Below are 21716 nucleotides of genomic sequence, written 5' to 3' on the forward strand. Positions count from 1 at the left end.
AGCCCCCGAGCGCCCTCAGAGCAGCGCGTCGCGCAACTCGGGGCTCATCCGCTTGAGCCGCTCCTGCCCGTCCACCGCCGGCGGCGTCCAGGGGAAGTCGAGCGTCGGGGCGTTGGCGTAGCGCTGCATCCGCAGCACCAGCCGCGCTCCCGCGCCCGGTGCCAGGCGAACCGTGACGAAACGCGCGCCCACCGGCCTGTCGGCCTTGCCGTCGGAGACCGAGACGATCTGGTGCTCGCCATAGGCGCCGCCCTGGATGGTGACCGTGCGCGCCTCGCTCTGGCTGGTGTTGACCAATGTCACGGTGGTGGCGTCGGCGGTGAGTCCCTCCACCAGCGCGGCAACGTCCCTCGGCATGCCCGCCCGCCGCTCGTCCAGATCGAAATAGCGCAGCCGCACGAACTGGAGCGCCCCGCCCACGGTCGGCGAATAGCGCGACCAGCCGGGCCGGCCGACATGGATGCCGCCTTCCATCAGTTCGATCAGCGCGGTGACGTTCGCGGGGTTCTGGTCCATCACCGTGTCGGCGAAGCGGGTGTCGGGCGTCGTCTGGTCCGAGAGCAGGGCCGCATGGGCGTTGCGGATGCGCTCCAGCGCGGCCCGCAGCGCGACGATCGGATAATTCGGGTTCTTGCCCTCGACGAAGGACAGCCACGGATTGTCCGGCGCGCGGGCGCGGTCCGAGGGCTTCATGGTCAGGTAATAGATGTCCTGCGAACCGACCAGCCACTTGCCCGGCTCATAGGAATACCAGCCCTTGTCGCCATACATGCGCGGCGCCGAGAGCTTGCCGTCGACCGTCTTCGCATTGGCGTTGATATGGTCGGTCATGCGCCGCCAGACGTCGAGATACTTGTCGTCGCCGTTGCTCGCCAGATAGGCGTTGAGGAAGCCCGACAGCACGAACGGGATGCGGTTGCGGTCCTGGCGCTCGCCGGTCTGCGGCACCACCGGGCTGAACGACCAGCCATAGACGCCGCCATACCATTTGCCGCCGGCCTCGCCGCCGATCGTGCCGTCCAGGCCGATATTGGTGGGGATCATGTCGTTGGTACGCCGCGCCCGATCGATCCAGGCATCGGCATATTCGAGGATCCAGTCGCGATATTTGCGCTCGTGCGCGAGCATATAGGCGTTGAGCGCGAGCCCAGTCGCCTCCAGGTTGAGGGGGTTGTCGCCGAGCGTGTCGTTATAGTCCTTGAAGTGCGCGACCATCTGTTCGTAGCTGTGCTCGCCGTGGAGCAGCGACTCCTGGTCGATCCCGCTCACGTCCACCGGATCGCCCGCCCAGTCGAGTCCCGTCGCCTTGCGCATCAACGGCCCGCGCGAGCCGTTGAACATGCTGCGGATGATCTTGTGCTCCTTGTCGTAGTTGGGCGCGGTGGGATCCTCGCCGATATAGAAGCCGGCGAAGCGGCGGACGCGGTCGCGATATCGCTTATTATACGGGTCGCCGAGTCCCATGTTGTTGAAGACGGTCAGCCCCTCGCCATTGTGCTGCCAGTCCATCATCACCGGGAATTCGCGGAAATACATGCCGTCGCGCGCGAACGGCACCTCGGTGGTGTGCGCCAGTGTGTACTGGCGAACATGGCCCTCATAGGCCTTCTCGTACATCGTCCGGATGCGCTCGTCGGCGCCGAGCGCATAGAGCTGGGGCCAGTCGTTGACGTTCTCGATCGCGTCGTCGGGGCCGTCGTCGCCGCCCCAGCGCTCATGGACGAGCAGGAAGCCGCTGGCGGCGTCGAAATAGCGCTCGAAGAACGCCGCGCAGGCGGGCAGATGCGCGTCGAGCACCGCGCGCTCCAGCAGCGCCCATTCGGGCGGCGCCATCGGCGTCGCGAGTTCGAGCAGCGGCGCGTCCGTGGCGGGCGCCGCGAAGGCGTGCGGCACGGCGAGCGCGGCGGTGGCCAGCGCGGTGCCGGCCGCGAGGAAGCTTCTGCGCGAGGTCTTCATGGCAACTCTCCTTCCCTGGGGGGCGTCACGCAGTCGCGGCGGCCGGCCGAAGCTCGATCCGCTCGATCCGCTGCGTGATCGCGAAATAGGCGAAGATGGTGACGAGGCAGTGGGCGCCGACGAAGATCAGCGCCCCGTCGAACGAGCCCGTCGCCTGGACGATATAGCCGACCACGATCGGCATCACGATGCCGGCGGTGTTGCCGGCCATGTTGAAGATGCCGCCGGTCACGCCGAGCAGCTCCCTGGGCGAGCTGTCCGCGATCACCGCCCAGCCGAGCGACGCGACGCCCTTGCCGAAAAAGGCGATCGTCATGACCACGATCACCGTCACCTGATCGTCGACATAGTTGGCGAGGACGATCGTCATGGCGAGGAGCATGCCCACCAGCAGCGGCGCCTTGCGCGCGAAGGTGAGCGAGCCGGTGCGGCGCAGCAGCCAGTCCGACAGCACGCCGCCCAGCACCCCGCCGGCGAAGCCGAACAGCGCCGGCACCGCCGCGACGAAGCCGGCCTGGAGGATCGTCATGTGCCGCTGCTGGACCAGGTAGATCGGGAACCAGGTGGCGAAGAAATAAGTGAGGACGTTGATGCAATACTGGCCGAGATAGATGCCGATCAGCGAGCGGTTGGCGAGCACCTGGCGGACATTGTGCCAGGTGAACTGGCTCGGGCCGGCGCGCGGCCCGTCCTCCATGTCGACCAGGCCCCCGCCCTGCTCGATCAGCGCGATCTCGGCGGCGTTCGCGGCCGGATGGCGCCGGGGCGACTGGACGTACCAGGCGAAGACCAGCGCCGCGCCGACGCCGAGCAGGCCCATCACATAGAACACCGCCGGCCAGCCGAAATCATGAACCAGCCAGCCCATCAGCGGCGCGAAGGCGACCAGCGAGAAATATTGCGCGGCATTGAACACCGCCGATGCCGTCGCCCGCTCCGAGGTGGGGAACCAGGTGGCGACGATGCGGGCGTTCGCCGGGAAGCAGGGCGCCTCGGCCGCGCCCATCAGCGTGCGCAGTCCGATCAGCGTCGCCGCGGCGGCGAAGCCGGTCAGCAGCCCCGCCGCGCCCTGCAACAGGGTGAACAGCGACCAGAGCGACAGCGCCGCGATATAGACCGGCTTGGATCCCCAGCGATCGAGCAGCACCCCGCCCGGCACCTGGGCCAGCACATAGGCGAAGGCGAAGGAGGAGAGCGCATAGCCTATCGCGACCGGGCTCATCCCCAGCTCCCGGGAAATGGCGGGGCCGGTCATCGAAAGCGTCGCCCGATCGGCATAGCTGATCGAAGTGATGACGAAGAGGATCAGCAGGATCAGATACCGGACATGAGTCGCCCTCGATCCGGCGCGCGCCGCATTCATGCCAATCGCCCTCCCATCCTCTCGCACCCCCGCCGTTGCGGTGGACATGGTGCGCCTCCCGGGTATCGATCCCGGCAGTCCGCACCTTCATCCTCGATGCTTAGTGAGACGAAGCGCTCAGGTCCAAGTCGATTGCTCTATCGATCGATCCAGTCTCGCTATCGATCGAGGCCGCGCGCCAATTCCTGTTCGAGCAGCGCGAGCACCGGCTTCAGCGCCGGATTGTCGCTTTCGGCATGCCAGACGCTCAGCAGCTCGACCGGGCTGGGCGGCGTCGTCGCCAGCGGGCGGAAGACGACATCCTCCAGGTGCAGGCTGGTCGCCGCCTCGGGCACGATCGCGGCGCCGATGCCGGCGCGGACCAATGCCAGCATCGAATGGATCTGGCTCAGATGCTGGACATGCACCGGCGCGCTCTCCGCCGCGTCGAACATGGTGGTGAGCATGTCGTGGAAATAGCGGGCGCCTTCGGGGGAATACATGATGAAGGGCTGGCGATCGAAATCCGCCATGGCCAGCACCGCTTCGGAAGCGCGGGGATCGCCCTGGGGCAGCGCCGCCACCAGCGGCTCGGTCAGCACCCGGAGCGAGGCGAACTCGGCCCGGTCGATCGGCGGGCGCAGCAGGCCGATGTCGATCCGGCCGGAAAGCAGCGCCTCGATCTGGTCGCCGCTCACCATCTCCTTGAGCTGGATCGTGATGTTGGGCAGCCGCGCCCGGCACAGGGTGATGAGGCGCGGCAGATAGGAATAGCCCGAGGCCGCGGTGAAGCCGAGCGTGATCGTCCCCGCCTCGCCCGAGGCGATGCGGCGCGTCGCCAGCGCCGCGCTCTCCGCCAGCCGCAGGATGCGCCGCGCCTCCAGCAGGAACACCCGCCCGGCGGGGTTGAGCTTCACGGTGCGGCTGCTGCGCTCGAACAGCCGCACGCCCAGCACATGCTCCAGCAGCTGGATCTGGCGGCTGAGCGGGGGCTGGGTCATGTTGAGGCGCGCGGCGGCGCGGCCGAAGTGGAGCTCCTCCGCCGCAGCGACGAAACAGCGCAGTTGCCTCAGCTCGAACAGAAAGCCCGCCACCCGGGGAGGCTAGTCCCGCGCCTCCGGCCGCGCAACCCGACCATGCTCATGCCTCCGTCCGCGAGACGCCCGCGATGAGCGCGGCGAGCTGCTCCAGATGCGCGGGGGTGAGATCGGTGAGCGGCGGCCGCACCGGGCCGGCCGGCCGGCCGATCACATTCATGCCCGCCTTGACGATCGAGACCGCATAGCCGCGCGTGGTGTTGCGCAGCGCGATATAGGGCAGCACGAATTCGTTCAGCCCGCGCATCACCGTCGCCCGGTCGCCCGATCGGATCGCGGCATAGAAGGCCAGCGCCCATTCGGGCATGAAGTTGAAGATCGCCGACGAATAGGTCGTCACGCCGATATGGTCATAGGCGAGCGCGAAGGTCTCCGCGGTCGGCAGGCCGCCCACATAGATCAGCCGGTCGCCCAGCTTGGCATGGATGCGCATCATCAGCTCGAGGTCGCCCAGCCCGTCCTTGAAGCCCACCAGGTTCGGATTGCGCTCGCACAGCGCCGCGAGCGAATGCTCGTCGAGCACGGCATTGTCGCGATTATAGACGATCACGCCCAGCCGCGTCGCCTTGCAGATCGCATCGACATGCGCAACCAGCCCCTCCTGGCTGGGCGCGACCAGATAGGGCGGCAGCAGCAGCAGCCCGTCCGCCCCGGCATCCTCGGCGCGCCGGGCGATGTCGATGGCGAGGGCGGTGCCATATCCGGTCCCGGCGAGCACCGGCACGCGCCCGTTCGCCTCGGAGGCCGCGGCGGCGACCACCGCCTGCACCTCGTCTGGCCGCAGCGAGAAGAATTCGCCGGTGCCGCCGGCCGCGAACAGGCCGGTGATGCGGTGCTGGAGCAGCCATGCGCAATGGCTGCGATAGGCGTCCTCGTTGAATGCGAAATCCGCATCGAAATGCGTGACGGGAAAGGAGAGCAGCCCCTTGGCGATGTTCTGGGCCATTTCGAGCGGCGCCATCATTCTGTGTCGTTCCTCATATCCGGAGTCGGCGCGTCCAGATCGGTTTCCCGGGCCTGGCCACCATGGTTCGCACGGAGCGGAGCCGTGCCATTCGCTCTCCGGCTAGCCGAGGCGCGGGGGCCGGTCTAAATCAAAGACGCTATCGATCCATTCCCATTCGGACATGATCGCCCCCGCGCCGAGGGGAAGTTCGATGATCTCATGCGGGTTTCAGGGGCTTTACCCAGGAAAAGCCATGGGATTTCGCCCGGATAATACCTGAATTGGATCGATCCATAGACGATTTGACTTAGACGGGCCGGCGTCCGGCTCCTAACCTTCCCGACCATGCGGAATCCGGCCCGGACATGAACCGGGCAAGATCGCTGCACAAAAAGCCGCGGCAAGAACGCGGCACCGGCCACCACAAAGAAGGGGCCGGAAGAACCAGGGAGAGGGAACCGCAATGATCCATCCGTCACGCCTGCGCCTCGGCGCGTCGCTGATCGCACTTGCCTTCGCCGTATCGGCCGGCGCCGCCGCCCACGCCCAGAGCACGCCCCCGGCGGACCAGAACGAACCTGCCCCCGCCGCAGTGCCCGAGACCGCACCGGCGCAGGAGACGACGGACAACCAGGAGATCGTCGTCACCGGCACCAGCATCCGCGGCGCGGCGCCAGTGGGGGCAAACCTGATCTCCGTCGGCGCCGCCGAGATCAAGGCGACGGGTGCCCAGACGCTGACCCAGATCCTCGCGACCGTGCCCGCGCTGTCGAGCATGGGCAGTGCCGGCCAGGGCGAAGTGAAGGGCTCTTACTACCAGCCCCAGATCCACCAGCTCGGCGGCAGCGCCAGCTCCTCCACGCTGGTGCTGATCGATGGCCACCGCACCTCGCCGGGCGGCACCAACCATACCAATACGGACCCCGGCATCGTCCCGATCAACATGATCGAGCGCGTCGAAGTGCTGCCCGAGGGCGCCTCCTCGACCTATGGCTCGGACGCGGTGGCCGGCGTGGTCAACTTCATCACCCGCACCCGCTTCGACGGGGTCCAGGCGGGCGGCCAGTACAGCTTCGCCGACGGCACACGGAGCTGGCAGGCCTCGCTGCTCGCCGGCAAGAGCTGGGACAAGGGCTCGGTGATCGCCGCCTATTCGCATACCGACCAGGGCGCGCTGGCCTATTCGGACCGGCCCTATACCAGCCCCAACCACATCGCCCAGGGCGGCACCAACTTCAACAGCTTCAACTGCGGCCCGGCGACGCTCCAGCCGGGCGGCACCGGCAATATCTTCCTCGACGCGACCAGCGGCACCAACGTCGCCAACAGCGGGGTCAACGCGCCGTGCAGCGCCTGGGCGTACAGCGACGTGCTGCCCGCCGAGAAGCGCGACAATGTGATGATCAAGGGGCGGATGGAGATCGCCCCCGCGCTGCGGCTGAGCGCCGACATGGTCTATGGCGTGCGCCGCACCAGCGCCGCCACCTCGCGCGGCACGCTGACCGCCACCGCCTTCCAGACCGGCAGCCAGGCCAATCCCTTCTACGTCACGCCCGCCGGCTATACCGGCACGGCGACCCGGGAGACGGCGCGCTATCTGTTCGACGACCTGCTCGGCCCCGGCGCGCAGAGCCTGGCCGGCTCGGACAGCTTCTATGCCGATGCCAATCTCGAATATCAGATCGACGGCAATTTCACGATCAACCTGCTCGCGCTCGCCGCGCATGACGACAGCTATTCGAAGACGATCGGCACGGTGAACCAGAGCGTCGCCAACCTGGCGCTCAACGGCACCACCAACAGCGCGGGCAGCCTCACCACCCCGTCGCTGCCGAGCGGCAACGCGGTCATCACCCAGTTGCCGCTCACCGCCGCCAACGCGCTCGACGTCTGGAACGCCGGATCGGCGAACCTCACCTCGCAGGCGGTGCGCGACGCGCTGCTCGACAACGCCAACCTGCTGCGCCAGGTCTTCGCGGTCCGCCAGTTCCGCCTGACCGCCGACGGCAAGCTGTTCGCCCTGCCCGGCGGCGACGTGGGCGTCGCGATCGGCGCCGAATATCTGCGCACCCATCTCGACGAGCTTTCGGTGCAGGGCAACAATGCCGGCCCGGCGAGCCAGGGATCGAACCAGATCGCGCTCGGCTTCACCCGCGACGTGAAGTCGGCCTTCGGCGAGATCCGGATCCCCATCGTCAGCGCCGCAATGGGCGTGCCGCTGATGCGCTCCTTCGAGATCAACCTCTCGGGCCGCTACGACCATTATAACGACTTCGGCGACACCACCAATCCGAAGGTCGCCTTCGGCTGGGAGCTGGGCGAGGGATTCAAGCTGCGCGGCAACTGGTCGACCTCGTTCGTGGCGCCGCCGCTCGACATCGTCGGCGACCAGTACGGCGTCTATGTCAACTCGCGCTACAACAGCTTCACCAACAACATCGCGGTGCCGGTGTCGCTCTATCCGATGCTGCCGCAGATGGGGATACCGGGCTGCACCGCCGCGTCCGTCACCTGCAACATCTCCTCGCTGCAGGGACTGCGGATAAACACCGGCGATCACGAGGCCGGGCCGCAAAAGGGCAAGGGCTATTCGTTCGGCATCGATTTCCACCCGGACTTCGCCCGCGCGCTGAGCGGCCAGGTGACCTATTGGCACGCGAAGCTCACCGGCGCGGTCACCGGCCCGCAGATCGGCTTCGTCGTCAACACCGCGTCGCTGGCGCACCTGCTGACCTTCTATCCCGGCGGCGCGACGCCCGATCAGATCGCCTCGGCGACCGCGCACATCCCGGCGGTGAGCGCGCTGCCGACCCGCACCGACTATATCCTGCAGGTCATCAACTCGAACTACCTGAACCTCGACGTATCGGGCATCGACGCATCGGCCACCTACACCATCAGCACCAGCGGCGCGGGCACCTTCGTGATCGGGGATTCGTTCACCTATTTCACCCGCTTCCGCCAATCCTACGGCACCGACGGCGAATGGTACGACGTGCTGAACACCACCGGCGCCAACGGCGTGTTCCCCTCGGTCCAGTTCCAGATGCGCGCCAATCTGGGCTGGCAATATGGCGGCCTCAACGCCAATCTGTTCATGAACTATACGGGCGCCTACAAGAACTGGTCGTCGAGCGCGGTCACGCCCATCACGCTGGACTCCACCGGCAATCCCAATGGCGGCGGCGACCGGGTCCGCTCCAACGCGACATTCGATCTGAACCTGGCCTATACCTTCCCCGAAGGCTTCCTCCACGGGCAGGTGGTGTCGCTCAACATCCGCAACATGTTCGATCGCGACCCGCCCTTCTACAACACCAACGACGGCTATGACGGCTATGTGGCGAACGTGCTCGGCCGACAGATATCGCTGGGCCTCCAGCTCAATTTCTGAATCTTCCCCGACAGCTCGAAACCACGCCTCCACCGTCCTCGCCGCGCAACGGCGAGGACGGTATTTTGAGGCGTCGATCCTCGCCGGCGGCGGGGAGTCCTGCTCCTCAGCCCCTGCCGGCCTCCAATGCCAGCAACGCATAGGCGGGCAGGCTGCGGACGCTCAGATAGTTCTCGCCGATATGCGGCAGGCTGGCCGCCAAGTGGCGATCGGCAGCGGCCCGCATCACCGTCGCCCGGGCATCGCCCCTGCAGCTTTTGGCGAGGCTCCGCAGCAGCCAGCCGCGCGTGAGGTTGAGCGAATCGATCGCCAGCGTCAGCCGCTCGTCGCCGCGATCGCCGGAATCGACCGGAGTCAGCAGCACAGCCGGCTCCCCTGTCCCCAGCTTCGGCAGATAGCGGCGGAACCAGGCGTCGAACTCGGCCGCCGGCAGCACGCGGCGCATCAGCTCGGCGGTGGCGAACTCGGCCGGTATCGAATCCTCGCCGCCGATCTGCGGCTTGTCCTCGACCACGTCCTCGCCATACCAGTTGCGCGCATTGCTGGCGATCATCTCCAGCAGCTTCTCCTGCCCCGGCTGGCGCGCATAATCGACCATCTGCAGCAGCCCCAGCGGCGTGCCGCCACCCCGGCCGGGAAAGCGCAGCTTGGGCAGGAAGTCGATCGTCCGCGCGGTCAGGTCCGCAGTCATCGGCGCGAGCAGGCTCGCCCAGCGCTGCGCCCGCGCGCTCTTGTCGCGCGCCAGCTCGATCTGCAGTGCCATCACCCAGGCCCAGCCGCCGAACCGGCCCGCACCCTCGTTCATCGGCGTCTTGAAGAAATCCATCTCCTTGGCGATCTTCTCCTCGGAAAAGGCGCTATCGAAATGGGCGGCGATCGAAGGCGCCTCGACGATCTTCGGAAAGAGGTTGCGCAGCCGGGCGAGCTGCCAGTGCGTCGCCACCGAGCTGCCCCAGCCGAAGCTGCCGTAGAAGACCGGGCGGATCAGCTTCTGCTCCACCGACTCGGTCGGGCTGCTGCGCGTCATGCCGGTGGCCATCGGATATTCGCGCGTGACGTGCGACAGCGCCAGGCGGGCGAACTGGCTCGCCGCCGCCGCGTCCAGCTTCGCGGGAAGCTGCGACACCGCCGCCACGGCGGCCGAGGGGATCAGCCCGGCGCCGGCCGCGCAGGCGGCACCCGTCATCAGCGCGCGGCGCCCCATCGGCAGGCGGCCCATCGCATCGAACCCATTCTCCTTCGACATCACTTTTCCTCCTGGCCGGCTTCGAGCGCAAGCAGCGCATAGGTCGCGACCCAATGGGTGCTGACGTAATTCCCCTCGACCTTGTCGAGGCCCTCGGCGAGCGTGGCGTCGGCCGCCTTGAGCAGCACGTCGGCGCGCGGATCCCCGGCGGGCACGGCGCCGGCCAAGTTGCGCATCGCCCAGGCGCGGCTGAGGTTGAGCCCGTCGAGATGGGCGAGGTGCCCGTCGCTGCGATCGGTGACGATCATCGGCTGCAGCAGGAAGGCCGGCTGGCCGGCGCCGAGATCGGGCATAAAGCGGCGGAACCAGCCGTTGAAGGCGTCCGGGGGCAGCAGCCGCCGCATCGCCTCCGCCGTGGTGATCGCGGGCGAGAGGAAATCGGTGCCGCCGAAATCGTGACGCGTGGGCGCGACATCGTCGCCGAACCAGCGGAGCGCGCACTGGCGCATCAGCTCGATCAGCGCCGTATCGCCCACCGCCTTGGCATAATCATAGGTGAGCGCGAGCGAGAAGGCCGAATTGGGGTGCATGCCGCCCCGCACCGGGTTCGACAGGCGACGGAAATAGAGCCCGAGCCGCTTCGCCAGATCCTGCGCCAGCGGCATCATCGTGCGCGCCCAGCGCTGGCCGGCCTCGTCCTTGTACTGCAGCAGTTCGGCGCTGAGCTTGAGCAGCCACACCCAGCCATAGGGCCGCTCGAACTCCTCGCTGTACGGCCGCGTGAAAAAGGCCATCTCCCCCGCCACCTTTTCCGGCACGAAGGCCCGGTCGAGCTGGGCGACGATCTGCGCGCGCTGCGGCAGGTCCGGGAACAGGCGGTTCAGCCGCGACAGCAGCCAATAGCCATGGACGCAGCTATGCCAGTCGTAGCTGCCATAGAAGATCGGATGGAATTGCGGGCCCGTGATCGCCAGCTCGGCGGGGCTCATCAGCGCCTCGCCGGCATAATGGGGATATTCCAGCGCGACGTGACCGAGCGCGATCCGGCAGAATTCGGAAGCGAGTTGAGGTGAGAGTTGCTTCATCGGCGATACACCCAAAAGGCCATCAACCCCGTGTTGAAGGCGAGGAGAAGGAACGCCGTCGGCACCTGGGCGCAGATGACGGCGTAGCGGTTGCGCAGTTCCAGCACGGCGGCGGGAACGAGGTTGTAGTTGGCGGCCATCGGGGTCAGCAGCGTGCCGCAGAAGCCCGAAAGCATGCCGACCGCGCACATGATCGTCGGATCGCCGCCGAAGCGGCCGACGACGAACGGCATGCCGATCCCGGCGGTGACGATCGGAAAGGCCGCGAAGGCGTTGCCCAGGAGGATCGTGAACAGCGCCATGCCGATCGTGTAGGCGAGCACCGCGGTGATCGGCGCGGTCATCGGCAGGTAATGGGTGACGATATCGCCCACCACGCCACCCACGCCCGCGATGGCGAACAGCACGCCGAGCGCGGCCAGCGCCTGGGGGAGCACGATCGCCCAGCCGATCGAATCCGCGAGCCGGCGCCCTTCATGGACCGGTGCCGCCTTGCCCGGCCGCAACATCGCCATCGCCAGCGCCGTCGCGAGCAACGCGCCGATGCCGAGCGCGACCAGCGTCACCTGCTTGGGATCGACCAGCTTCATCCCCGCGATCGTGCCGGTGGGAACGAGCAGGGTCGCCGCGACGGTGACGGCGGGCACGAGCAGCGCCGGCACGAACAGCCAGTTGCCGTGCCGCCGCGCGCTCTCGACCCGCTCGGCGTCCGACGTGCCGGTCGCTCCCGCGGGCCGGAGGCCCAGCGCGGCGGTGAGCGTCATCACCAGCAGCAGGATGCCGGTCGCCAGCGGCGGGATATGGCCGCCGAGCCCGGTCGCCGCCGCGAAGCTGCCCCAGAAAGCGGCGCTGCGCCACCAGCGGGGATGCGACCGATCGAGCACATGGCCGGTCGCGAACGCCGCGAACATCAGGCCTACGACCGCGAAGAAGAAATCGACGCCGATCATCGCGCCCGGCTCCACGCGCGATCGAGCAGGACCAGGCGCCCCCCATGGATCACGAAGGCGGCGATCGCGGTGGGGATCGCCCATTTCGCGACCGCGAGCGGCGCCAGCACGACGCCATATTGCGCCATGAAGGAGATGATGAGCAGGATCGATCCGACCGCGACGAACAGATCCTCGCCGAAGAACAGCCCGACATTGTCGGCGGCGGCGGCATGGGCGCGGATACGCTCGCGCAGCTCGGGCGCCAGTTCCGCCCCGTCCGTCGCGTCGGCGGCCGCCTCGGCCATCGGCGCTACCACCGGCCTTACCATCTGGACATGCCCGCCCAGCGCGTTGAGGCCCAGCGAGGCGCTGATCTGGCGCAGCGCCAGATAGCCGATCAGCACGCGCCCCGGCGTCGCGCCCGAGAGCTTCGCCACCAGCATCCGCGCCCGCTCGCGGATGCCGCCGCGCTCCAGCAGGCCGATCACCGGCAGGATCAGCCAGGGAATGGCGATGAACCGATTGTCGGCGAATGCCTTGCCGAACGCCGAGACTGCCGCGATCGGCCCCATGCCGGCGGCCAGCGCCGTCACCAGCGCGGCAAGCGTCACTACCAGCAGCGCGTTGAGGCGCAGCACGAAACCGGCGATCACCACCGCCACTCCCGCCAATACCCAGATGCTGCCGTCGACGGCCATAAACGCCCCCCAAAGGATTTTCATCGAGGCGCCCGCTCCATCCGCCCGGCAGTGGCGGTGAAAGGGGGCTCCCTTGCCTCCGAAGGGCATTCAACGGGTTGTTTTTCCAATTGTCAATATGACGTTGACAATTTGTAGAGATTGCGTTCACATATTCCCTGCTTGAAATTAAGTTGCCGGATCGGGGCAGCAAAGCGTGGATTCGAAATCCCCCGGAGCCGCCCGGGAAGTCCCGGCAAGTGAACGTCAAGCCAATTCAAATAATATCTCAAATAAAACACTGAAAAAAATAAAATCCGCAGGATGGCACGCAAATCCGACCATCAAGGGGACAGGGAATGAGATACACCAGGCACAAATCCACCATGTTGGCGACCTGCGCGCTGATGTCGCTAGCCGCCGCTTATCCGGCATTCGCACAGACCGAGGTACCCCAGGACCAGGCGGCCACGGCGCCGCTGCCCGAGAGCCAGGAGGAGCCGTCCGGCGGGGATATCGTCGTCACCGGCTCGCGCCTGGCCGGCACGGCGCTGACCTCCTCGGCCCCCGTCACCGTGCTCGGCCGCGACCAGATCGATTCGAGCGGAACGGCCAGCGTCGGCGAGCTGCTGCAGCAGTTGCCGGTGGCGTCCCCGGCGGCGTCGGACTCCGCGGGCCGCGGCAATTCGGGCACCGCCAATGTCGCGCTGCGCGGCCTGAGCGCGATCAACACGCTCGTCCTCATCAACGGCCGCCGCGTGCTGGCCAACAGCGCCGACGGCACGGTCGACCTCAACAGCGTGCCGTTCGAGGCGATCGATCGCGTGGAGGTGCTGCAGGACGGCGCCTCGGCGATCTACGGCTCGGATGCGATCGCGGGCGTGGTCAACCTCATCATGCGCCGCTCGTTCGACGGGCTCCAGCTCAAGGCCGGCAGCGGCATCTCGAGCCGGGGCGACCTGGCGCGCTATGAGTTCAGCGGCACGTTCGGCCAGAAATCCGACGATGGCGGCTATGTCTTCACCGCCAGCTACCGGCACCAGGACGGCAACCTCATTATCGACCGCCCGATCAGCCGCGACATCAACTTCATGGACCGGGGCGGCCGTAACTTCCGCGACACCGCGACGCTGAACCCGTCCTTCTCCAACATCGATCCCGCCAATCCGAGCAAGATCTACATCCTGAAGGACGGGGTGACGCGCGGCGAGACGCTGGACGATTTCCGGCCCTATTGCTTCCCCGACTATGGATCGCCCTGCGCCGGCGGCGTCGACGACGGCCTCAACTATTGGCAGACCGAGACCAGCCAGTCGGAAGTTTCACAGTTCAACCTGTGGTTCTCCGGCGAGCATGAACTGGGCGATTCGGTGAAGGCCTATGTCGAGGCGTCGCTCAACAATCGCCAATCCTACGGCTATATCGGCCAGCGCCTGTCGATGGGCGACTACACGGTCAGCGCGCTCAATCCCTATAACCCGTTCGGCCGCGACCTGCGCGTCTACAAGACGCTGTCGAACGAGCAGGGCCTGGGCGGCGGCGCCCGCAGCGACGTGGATTCGACCTTCTACCGCTTCGTCGCCGGGCTCGAGGGCTCGTTCGACAGCAACTGGAAGTGGGACTTCTCCGGCAATTACGAGCGCCTCCACCAATATACCGACGCAGGCAACGGCGTGGTCCAGTCGCGGCTGCGGCTTGCGCTGGGCGACCCGGCGGCGTGCGCGGCGGTGGCCGGATGCGTGCCGATCGACGTGTTTGGCGCGGGCGGATCGGGCTCGATCACGCCGGCGATGCTCGCCTTCGTCACCGCGCCGCACTATCGCGACGTGACGTCGGAGATGAAGGCGCTCGACGCCAATATCTCGGGCACGCTGTTCAACCTGCCGGCGGGCCCGGTCGGCGTCGCGATCGGCGGCGAATATCGCACCGAGAGCTTCCAGCAGCTCCAGGACAATGCCCCCGATTATTCGCCCCAGACCCCGAACTTCCTGCCGCCGGAGCGCAAGGTCGCCGAGGTCTATGGCGAGGTCTCGGTGCCGCTGCTGCGCGACATCCCGCTGATCCACAGCCTCGATCTCGACGGCGCGGTGCGGTATTCGCACTACAACGCCTTCGGCTCGACGACCAATCCGAAGCTCGGCATCAAGTGGCGGCCGATCCGCGACCTGATGATCCGTGGATCCTGGGGCACCGGCTTCCGCGCGCCGAACTTCACCGAGGCGAACAGCACCCAGAGCCGCAGCGCGCGGCCGGTGGTCGATCCCTGCTCGGGCGCGGATTTCGCCAGTTATCCGGGCTGCGGCGGCCGGCGCGCGCCGGCGATCGTCTCCGCCTATGTCACCAGCGGCGGCAATCCCGACCTCCAGCCGGAAACCGCCAGAACCTGGACGGCGGGCGCCGTGTGGACGCCGGCCTTCGCGCCCCGCCTGTCGGTGACCGCCGACTATTTCCGCATCACGAAGAAGAACATCATCGGCACCGCCGATTTCAACTATGTCGCATTGCAGAACGCGATGGGCGTGCCGGCGTTCGCCGGGGCGGTGATCCGCGACCAGGACAATATGCTGCTGGAGGTGCAGGCCGTCCGCGACAACCTGCTGGAGCAATCGATCGACGGCATCGACGGCAGCATCGACTACACCACCGCCCAGGCATCCTGGGGCAAGCTGAACCTGCGGCTCGATGCCACCTATCTCAACAGCTACAAGCTGTCCCCGGCGGCGGGCCAGCCGGCGATCGAGCGGGTGGGCACCTATTCGATCGCGCTCGGCACGCTCGCCAAGTTCCGCGGGAATGTCTCGGCGACCTGGACGCTCGGCGATCTCTCGGTCAACTACAACATGCGCTATGTCGGGCCGGTGCGGAACGAGGCGTCGCTGCTCATCGACGGCCATTACCTGCAGGCCGACGATTACATGCAGCACGACCTGGCGATCAACTATGATCTGGAAAGCCAGAAGTCCCGCATTACCCTGGGCGTCGAGAATGTCGGCGACGCGATGCCGCCTTTCCTGGAGGGCAATTACTTCAACGGCTTCGACCAGACGACGTTCAATTCGCGCGGCCGGTATTTCTACATGCGGCTTCAGAAGAATTTCTGATCTCCGCCTGCGGCGCAGCCCCCTGGGCCGCAGGCACTCCTCAAGGCACGGTGGACCTCCGCCGTGCCTTATTTTTTGGAATGATGCGGCGGCCGAGTCCGTTAGAATCCCCTCCCCGGCGAAGGCCGGGCCCCAGTCTCCACCAAGTCGCGAGGGCGCAGCGCCATCTCCTCTACGCTGCAACTGGGGCCCGGCCTTCGCCGAGGAAAAAGAGACTGCCTAAAGCCCCGGTCGCCTATTCCGCGGCGGCCTTGTACTCCGCCGCAATCGCCCCGAAGCCGCCGCCGCCGGGCGTCTCGATCGTGATGAGATCGCCCGCTTCCAGCTCGACCTGGTCGGTCCCGGTCAGGATGACGCGCGAACCGTCGGCACGCTCGACCCATTGCCGCCCGACCGCGCCATCGCCGCCGCCTTCGAGCCCGAACGGCGCCACTTCGCGCCGCGACGAGACGATCGTCGCGGTGAGCTGCTCCAGCGCGCGCATCTGGCGCACCACGCCGTCGCCTCCGCGATGCCGCCCCTCGCCGCCCGAGCCCCGGCGGATGCCGAAGCGCTCCAGCCGCACCGGATAGCGCAGCTCCAGTATCTCGGGATCGGTGATGCGGGTGTTGGTCATATGGGTATGGACCGCCGACACGCCGTCGAAATCCGGCCCGGCGCCGGAGCCGCCGCAGATCGTCTCGTAATATTGGGTCCGCGCGTTGCCGAACAGGAAGTTGTTCATCGTCCCCTGCGCGCTGGCGACCACGCCGAGCGCACCGAGCAGCGCGTTGCACACCGCCTGCGCGGTCTCGGTATTGCCGGCCACCACCGCCGCGCCCGGCAGCGGCGAGAGGAAGCATCCCTCCGGCACGATGATGTCGAGCGGCGCCATGCAGCCTTCGTTAAGCGGCAGGTCATGGCCCACCAGGCAGCGGAAGGCATAGAGCACCGCCGCGCGCGTCACCGCCGGCGGCGCGTTGAAGTTGGTCTTGCGCTGCGGGCTGGTGCCGGTGAAATCGATCACCGCCGATCGCGCCGCGCGGTCCACCGACACCGCGACCTTCAGCACCGCGCCATCGTCCATCCGATAGGTGAAGCTGCCGTTGCCGATCCCGGCGATGACGCGGCGGAAGCTTTCCTCGCCATTCGCCATCACATGGCCGAGATAGCAGCGCACGCCCTCCCAGCCATAGCGATCGACCAGCGCGGTGATTTCGCGGATGCCGGTTTCGTTGGCGGCAATCTGCGCCTTGATGTCCGCGACGTTGACGTCCGGGCTGCGCGCCGGCCAGGGCCCCGAGCCGAGCAGGTCGCGGAATTCCTGCTCGCGCAGCACGCCGCCGTCCAGCAGCAGGAAATCGTCGATCACCACGCCTTCCTCGGCCAGCGTCGAGGAATCCGCCGGGGTGGAGCCCGGCGCGGTGCCGCCGATATCGGCATGATGGCCGCGATTGCCGACGAAGAAGCGGATCTCCCTGCCCTCGGGATCGAATACCGGCGCGATCACCGTGACGTCCGGCAGGTGCGTGCCGCCCCGGAAGGGATTGTTGAGCACCACCATGTCGCCCGGCTTGAGCGTGGCGCCGCGCAACGCGATCACCGTCCGCACGCTGTCGCTCATCGCGCCGAGATGCACCGGCACATGCGGCGCGTTGGCGACGAGATTGCCCTCCGCGTCGAACAGCGCGCAGGAGAAGTCGAGCCGTTCCTTGATGTTGACGCTGGTCGAGGTGTGACGGAGCACCGCCCCCATCTGATCTGCAACCGCCATGAACAGGTTATTGAACAGCTCGAGCAGCATCGGGTCGGCGACCTCGCTCGCCGCGATCCGCTGGCCGGCGCGCTGCCGGCCGGCGCGGCGGACCAGCAGGTTGCCGGCGCCGTCCACCTCGGCGCTCCAGCCGCTCTCGATCACCGTGGTCGCCAGCCCTTCGCGGATCAGCGCCGGCCCGGCGATGCGGTCCCCGGCGAGCAGCGCGTCGCGATCATGGACGGGGGCGTCATGCGCCGCGCCCTGGCTCCAGAGGGCAATCTGCTCCAGCACCGGCACGGGATCGCCGGCCGGCCTGCGCGCCAGCTCGGGCGAGCGCACCGCCTCCCCGGCCAGCACCGCCTCCACCTCGACGCTGTCGACGATGATCTCGCGCTCCGGCGTCGAGAAGCCGAAGCGCGCCCGATGCGCCGCGTCAAACGCCGCCGTCATGGCATCGACAGCGTCGAGCGGCACCTCCAGCGTGGTGTCGGTGCCGTCATAGCGCAGATGCGCGCGGCGGATCAGCGTGACCGCACCGTCGCCGAGCCCCGGGGCGAGCGCCGCCCGCGCCTCGGCGGCCAGCGCCGCGACCCGCTCCGCCACCGCATCGGCCGAATCCGCGCCCAGCGGACGCTCGACCGCGCCGCGCCGCACCGCGCTCTGATCGGCAAGTCCCATGCCATAGGCGGAAAGTACCCCGGCAAAGGGGTGGACCAGCACCGTGCCGATGCCGAGCTCCTCGGCGACCAGGCAGGCATGCTGGCCGCCTGCGCCGCCAAAGCATTGCAGCGCGAAATCGGCAGCGTCATGGCCGCGCTCGGTCGAGACCTCCTTGATCGCCCGCGCCATGTTGGCGACGGCGACGCGCACGAAGCTTTCGGCGATCTCGCGGGGATCCTGCCCGCGCCCGGTCGCCGCCGCCACGTCCTGCGCCAGCGCGGCGAAACGCGCCTCGACGACCGCGCGATCGAGCGGCTGGTCGCCGTCCCGGCCGAAGATGGCCGGGAAATAGCTGGGGCTGATCTTGCCCAGCATCAGGTTGGCGTCGGTGATGGTCAGCGGGCCGCCGCGCCGATAGCAGGCCGGGCCGGGATTGGCCCCGGCGCTGTCAGGCCCCACGCGGAAGCGCGAGCCGTCGAAATGCAGGATCGACCCGCCGCCGGCCGCGACCGTGTTGATCGCCATCATCGGCACGCGCACCTGCACGCCCGCCACCTCCGCGTCGATCACCCGCTCGGGCGCGCCGGCATAGAGCGCGACGTCGGTCGAGGTGCCGCCCATGTCGAAGCCGATGATCCGCTCGATCCCCGCCGCCGCCGCCGTGCGCGCCGCGCCGACCACGCCGCCGGCCGGGCCGGAGAGGATCGCATCCTTGCCCCGGAAGCGCGCCTGATCGGTCAGCCCACCGCTCGACTGCATGAAATAGAGCGCGGTGCCGTCCAGCTCGCCCGCGATCCGGTCGACATAGTCGCGCAGCACCGGCGAGAGATAGGCGTCCACCACCGTGGTCCAGCCGCGCGGGACGAGGCCAACCAGCGCGCTCACCTCATGGCTGGCCGAGACATGAACGAAGCCCGCCGCGCGCGCCAGCTCCGCCAGCCGCTGCTCGACCGTCGGATATTTCCAGCTATGCGCCAGCGCGATCGCGCAGGTCTCCAGCCCATCGGCCCGGCGGCGCGCCAGCATCGCGCGCACCGCGTCCTCGTCGAGCGGCACCAGCGTTTCGCCGTCGATATCGACGCGCCCGCCCACTTCCTCGACCGCCTCATAGATCGGCTCGGGCAGCTTGATGTTCAGGTCGAACAGGCGCGGCCGCGCCTGGTTGCCGATCCGCAGCACGTCGGCGAAGCCCTGGTCGACCAGCAGCAGCACCCGTGATCCGCGCCGTTCGAGCAGCGCGTTGGTGGCGACGGTGGTGCCCATCTTGACGCTGTCGATCGCTTCGGGCGGCAGCGGCGCATCGGCGGCGAGGCCGAGCAGTGCGCGGATGCCCGCCGTAGCGGCGTCGCGATAGCGTTCCGGATTCTCACTCAGCAGCTTGGCGGAACGGAAGCTGCCGTCCGGCGCACGGCCGACCACATCCGTGAACGTGCCGCCACGATCGATCCAGAACTGCCACTTGCCGCCCATTGTTCACCTTGATGGAATTTACCGATAAAATGTAAATGACATTCCGTCAGATCGGCGTCAAGTTGACTGCGGGCAGGAAAAGGGTTTGAATGCCCGCGTGTCCAAAAGTCTCTCGGATTCCCTCACCACACCGGTGGTATCGTCGGCGCATCTGGCAGCCGGGGCCTCGCCCGCGCTGTCGGAGCTGGAATTCAGCCTGACGCTGATCGCCACCGCCTATCAGCGCTGGATGACGCGCTGCGCCGCCGCCGCCGGTCATCAGCTCTCGGCGCTGGAAGTGCTGGTGCTGCACAGCATCCGCCACCGCGACCGCCCCAAGCGGCTGAGCGACATCACGCTGGTCCTCGATATCGAGGACACGCACCTCGCCACCTATGCCATCCGCAAGCTCCAGGCCGCGGGCCTCGTCCGCGCCCAGCGCGCCGGCAAGGAGAAGTTGCTCGTCGCCACCGACAAGGGCAAGGAATTCTGCGAGGTCTATCGCCAGATCCGCGAGAAGCTGCTGGTCGGCCGCGCCCGCGACGGCGGCCCCACGGAGGAGGAGCTGTCCGAAATCGCGGAGCGGCTGCGCATCCTCTCCGGCAGCTACAACCAGGCCGCACGCGCGGCGGCGACGCTCTAGGGCTCCCGTCCGCCTATCTGGCGAACAGCGATTCCAGCGTCCGGAACGCCTTGATCTCGATGGCGTTGCCGCTCGGATCCTTGAAGAAGGTCGTCGACTGTTCGCCGGGCAGCCCCTTGAAGCGCGTGGTCGGCTCCATCTCGAAATGGACGCCGTGGCGGCGAAGGCGCTCGACCAGCGCCTCCCATGCCGCGATGCCCAGCACGACCCCGAAATGGGGCACCGGCACATTGTGGCCGTCCACCGCGCCCGTCGCCACCGCATCGCGCGAGGCTGCCTGCGGATCGAGATGCGCCACGATCTGGTGGCCGTAGAAATCGAAGTCGATCCAGCTCGACGTGCTGCGCCCTTCCCCGCATCCCAGCACCTCGCGGTAGAAGCCGCGCGCCTCCTCCAGATCGCGCACGAGGAAGGCGAGATGGAACGGCGGCACGCCCTGCGGCGCGGCGGCGGCATCGATGTCGGCCATGGCATTTTCCCTTTCCGGTTCGGGCCGGATTCCTAAGCCGAACCCCACCAAGGAAAAGCAGATAAAATTTGCTCAAAACTTGGATAAAATCTATACATCGTTCGTATACAAAATACGTTAGAGCGGACGATGCTACGCGAATTGGAGACTCTCGTTGCCGTCGCGCGGCTCGGCACCTTCGCGGCGGCGGCGGAACGGGTGGGCCTCACCCAGTCCGCGGTGAGCAGCCAGATGCAGCGGATCGAGGACCGGCTCGGCATCCGCATCTTCGAGCGATCGGGCCGTCGCCTCACGCTGAACCCGGTTGGAGTGCAGGTGCTTGCCAAGGCGGAGGAGATCCTCGCCCAATGGCACCAGCTCCGGACGCTGCGCTTCGATGCCTCGCCGCGGCGCCGGTTGGCGATCGGCGCCATCCCCACCGCGCAGACGGGCGTGCTGATCGGCGCGATCGCCGCCTTCCGCGCCGCGCACCCGCATGTCCGGCTCCACATCACGCCGGGCACCTCGATCCAGCTCATGGACCAGCTCGATGCAGGCGCGATCGCGATGGCGGTGATCGTCCGGCCGCCGTTCGGCATGCCCGCCACCATGCGCTGGATTCCGATCGGCACGCACCCCTATGCGCTGGTCTGCCCGCCCGCGCTTGCCGATCGCGGCTGGCGGGAAATCCTCGAAAGCCAGCCGTTCATCTTCTACGAGCGGACCTCCTTCGGCGGACGCGCCGTCGCCCGTTTCCTGAGCAGGCATGGCATCGCGATCGACGAAGCGATCGAGATGGACGAGATCGAGGCGATCCTCCGCATGGTGGCGCACGGCATCGGCGTCTCGATCGTGCCGCTGCTGGGGGAATTGCCCGCGGGCGTGGTGGCGATACGCCTCGACGACGATTTCCGGCGGGAGATCGGCATCCTGGCGACGACGACGCAGGACGACGAGGCCGCGGAACGGTTCATCGAACATATTGCCGGAGCGATGCCGCGCGAGGCGCTGTAAGTCGGCCCGGCCCTCGCCCCTCGCCCGATCACGACGCCAGCAGCGCCCTAC

14 protein-coding genes are annotated in these 21716 nt (G+C 67.7%); 4 read left to right on the forward strand and 10 right to left on the reverse strand.

The genetic code is table 11. The features are described 5' to 3' along the window. Positions 1–15: 15 nt before the first annotated feature. The 4 genes from HB724_RS00495 to kdgD all read right to left on the reverse strand — a co-directional run bounded on the left by HB724_RS00495 (position 16) and on the right by kdgD (position 5359). Positions 16–1956 (reverse strand): hypothetical protein, encoded by a 1941-nt coding sequence (locus HB724_RS00495; RefSeq protein ID WP_213978937.1) that lies wholly within the window; start codon positions 1954–1956, stop codon positions 16–18. 25 nt (positions 1957–1981) lie between these two features. Then, entirely contained in the window at positions 1982–3319 is a 1338-nt protein-coding gene (locus HB724_RS00500) for an MFS transporter (RefSeq protein ID WP_213978938.1), read from the reverse strand. A gap of 158 nt (positions 3320–3477) precedes the next feature. Then, positions 3478–4392 carry a LysR substrate-binding domain-containing protein gene (locus HB724_RS00505; RefSeq protein ID WP_346344631.1) on the reverse strand — a complete coding sequence of 305 codons (915 nt, stop codon included), beginning with the start codon at positions 4390–4392 and terminating at the stop codon, positions 3478–3480. Positions 4393–4438: 46 nt separating this feature from the next. After that, complete coding sequence (gene kdgD / locus HB724_RS00510) at positions 4439–5359, reverse strand: 5-dehydro-4-deoxyglucarate dehydratase (protein WP_346344632.1); 921 nt, start codon at positions 5357–5359, stop codon at positions 4439–4441. Between the two features lie 445 nt (positions 5360–5804). Here kdgD and HB724_RS00515 point away from each other — a divergent pair, with 445 nt between their 5' ends. Beyond that, on the forward strand, positions 5805–8735 hold the full coding sequence (locus HB724_RS00515) for a TonB-dependent receptor (RefSeq protein ID WP_213978939.1): 2931 nt from the start codon (positions 5805–5807) through the stop codon (positions 8733–8735). A 106-nt stretch (positions 8736–8841) separates the two neighbouring features. Here the strand turns inward: HB724_RS00515 and HB724_RS00520 are convergent, their stop codons facing one another. Genes HB724_RS00520 through HB724_RS00535 form a run of 4 tightly spaced genes read right to left on the reverse strand, consistent with a single transcriptional unit; the run spans position 8842 to position 12618 of the window. Next, a complete protein-coding gene (locus tag HB724_RS00520) occupies positions 8842–9981 on the reverse strand; it encodes a DUF2891 family protein (protein ID WP_213978940.1) in 1140 nt (379 codons plus the stop codon). Beyond that, the gene (locus HB724_RS00525; protein WP_213978941.1) at positions 9981–11006 is read right to left on the reverse strand and encodes a DUF2891 domain-containing protein; all 1026 of its coding nucleotides are present in this window, start codon (positions 11004–11006) and stop codon (positions 9981–9983) included. Before HB724_RS00525 ends, HB724_RS00520 begins: the two co-directional genes overlap by 1 nt. Then, positions 11003–11956 carry a DUF979 domain-containing protein gene (locus HB724_RS00530; RefSeq protein ID WP_213978942.1) on the reverse strand — a complete coding sequence of 318 codons (954 nt, stop codon included), beginning with the start codon at positions 11954–11956 and terminating at the stop codon, positions 11003–11005. Before HB724_RS00530 ends, HB724_RS00525 begins: the two co-directional genes overlap by 4 nt. Beyond that, entirely contained in the window at positions 11953–12618 is a 666-nt protein-coding gene (locus tag HB724_RS00535) for a DUF969 family protein (RefSeq protein WP_213979022.1), read from the reverse strand. Before HB724_RS00535 ends, HB724_RS00530 begins: the two co-directional genes overlap by 4 nt. A 356-nt stretch (positions 12619–12974) precedes the next feature. Between HB724_RS00535 and HB724_RS00540 the strand changes: the two genes are divergently transcribed. Further along, a complete protein-coding gene (locus HB724_RS00540; RefSeq protein WP_213978943.1) occupies positions 12975–15716 on the forward strand; it encodes a TonB-dependent receptor in 2742 nt (913 codons plus the stop codon). Positions 15717–15951: 235 nt separating this feature from the next. Here the strand turns inward: HB724_RS00540 and HB724_RS00545 are convergent, their stop codons facing one another. Continuing rightward, entirely contained in the window at positions 15952–19581 is a 3630-nt protein-coding gene (locus HB724_RS00545) for a hydantoinase B/oxoprolinase family protein (protein WP_213978944.1), read from the reverse strand. A gap of 97 nt (positions 19582–19678) precedes the next feature. Between HB724_RS00545 and HB724_RS00550 the strand changes: the two genes are divergently transcribed. Next, positions 19679–20203, forward strand: a complete 525-nt coding sequence (locus HB724_RS00550) for a winged helix DNA-binding protein (RefSeq protein ID WP_213978945.1) — start codon at positions 19679–19681, stop codon at positions 20201–20203. A gap of 13 nt (positions 20204–20216) precedes the next feature. Here the strand turns inward: HB724_RS00550 and HB724_RS00555 are convergent, their stop codons facing one another. Beyond that, positions 20217–20672 carry a VOC family protein gene (locus HB724_RS00555; RefSeq protein ID WP_213978946.1) on the reverse strand — a complete coding sequence of 152 codons (456 nt, stop codon included), beginning with the start codon at positions 20670–20672 and terminating at the stop codon, positions 20217–20219. A gap of 129 nt (positions 20673–20801) precedes the next feature. Between HB724_RS00555 and HB724_RS00560 the strand changes: the two genes are divergently transcribed. Beyond that, positions 20802–21665, forward strand: a complete 864-nt coding sequence (locus HB724_RS00560; RefSeq protein ID WP_213978947.1) for a LysR family transcriptional regulator — start codon at positions 20802–20804, stop codon at positions 21663–21665. The last annotated feature ends 51 nt before the right edge of the window (positions 21666–21716 follow it).

The organism is Sphingomonas sp. dw_22 (genome assembly GCF_018449795.1).
Classification (GTDB): Bacteria; Pseudomonadota; Alphaproteobacteria; order Sphingomonadales; family Sphingomonadaceae; genus Sphingomonas.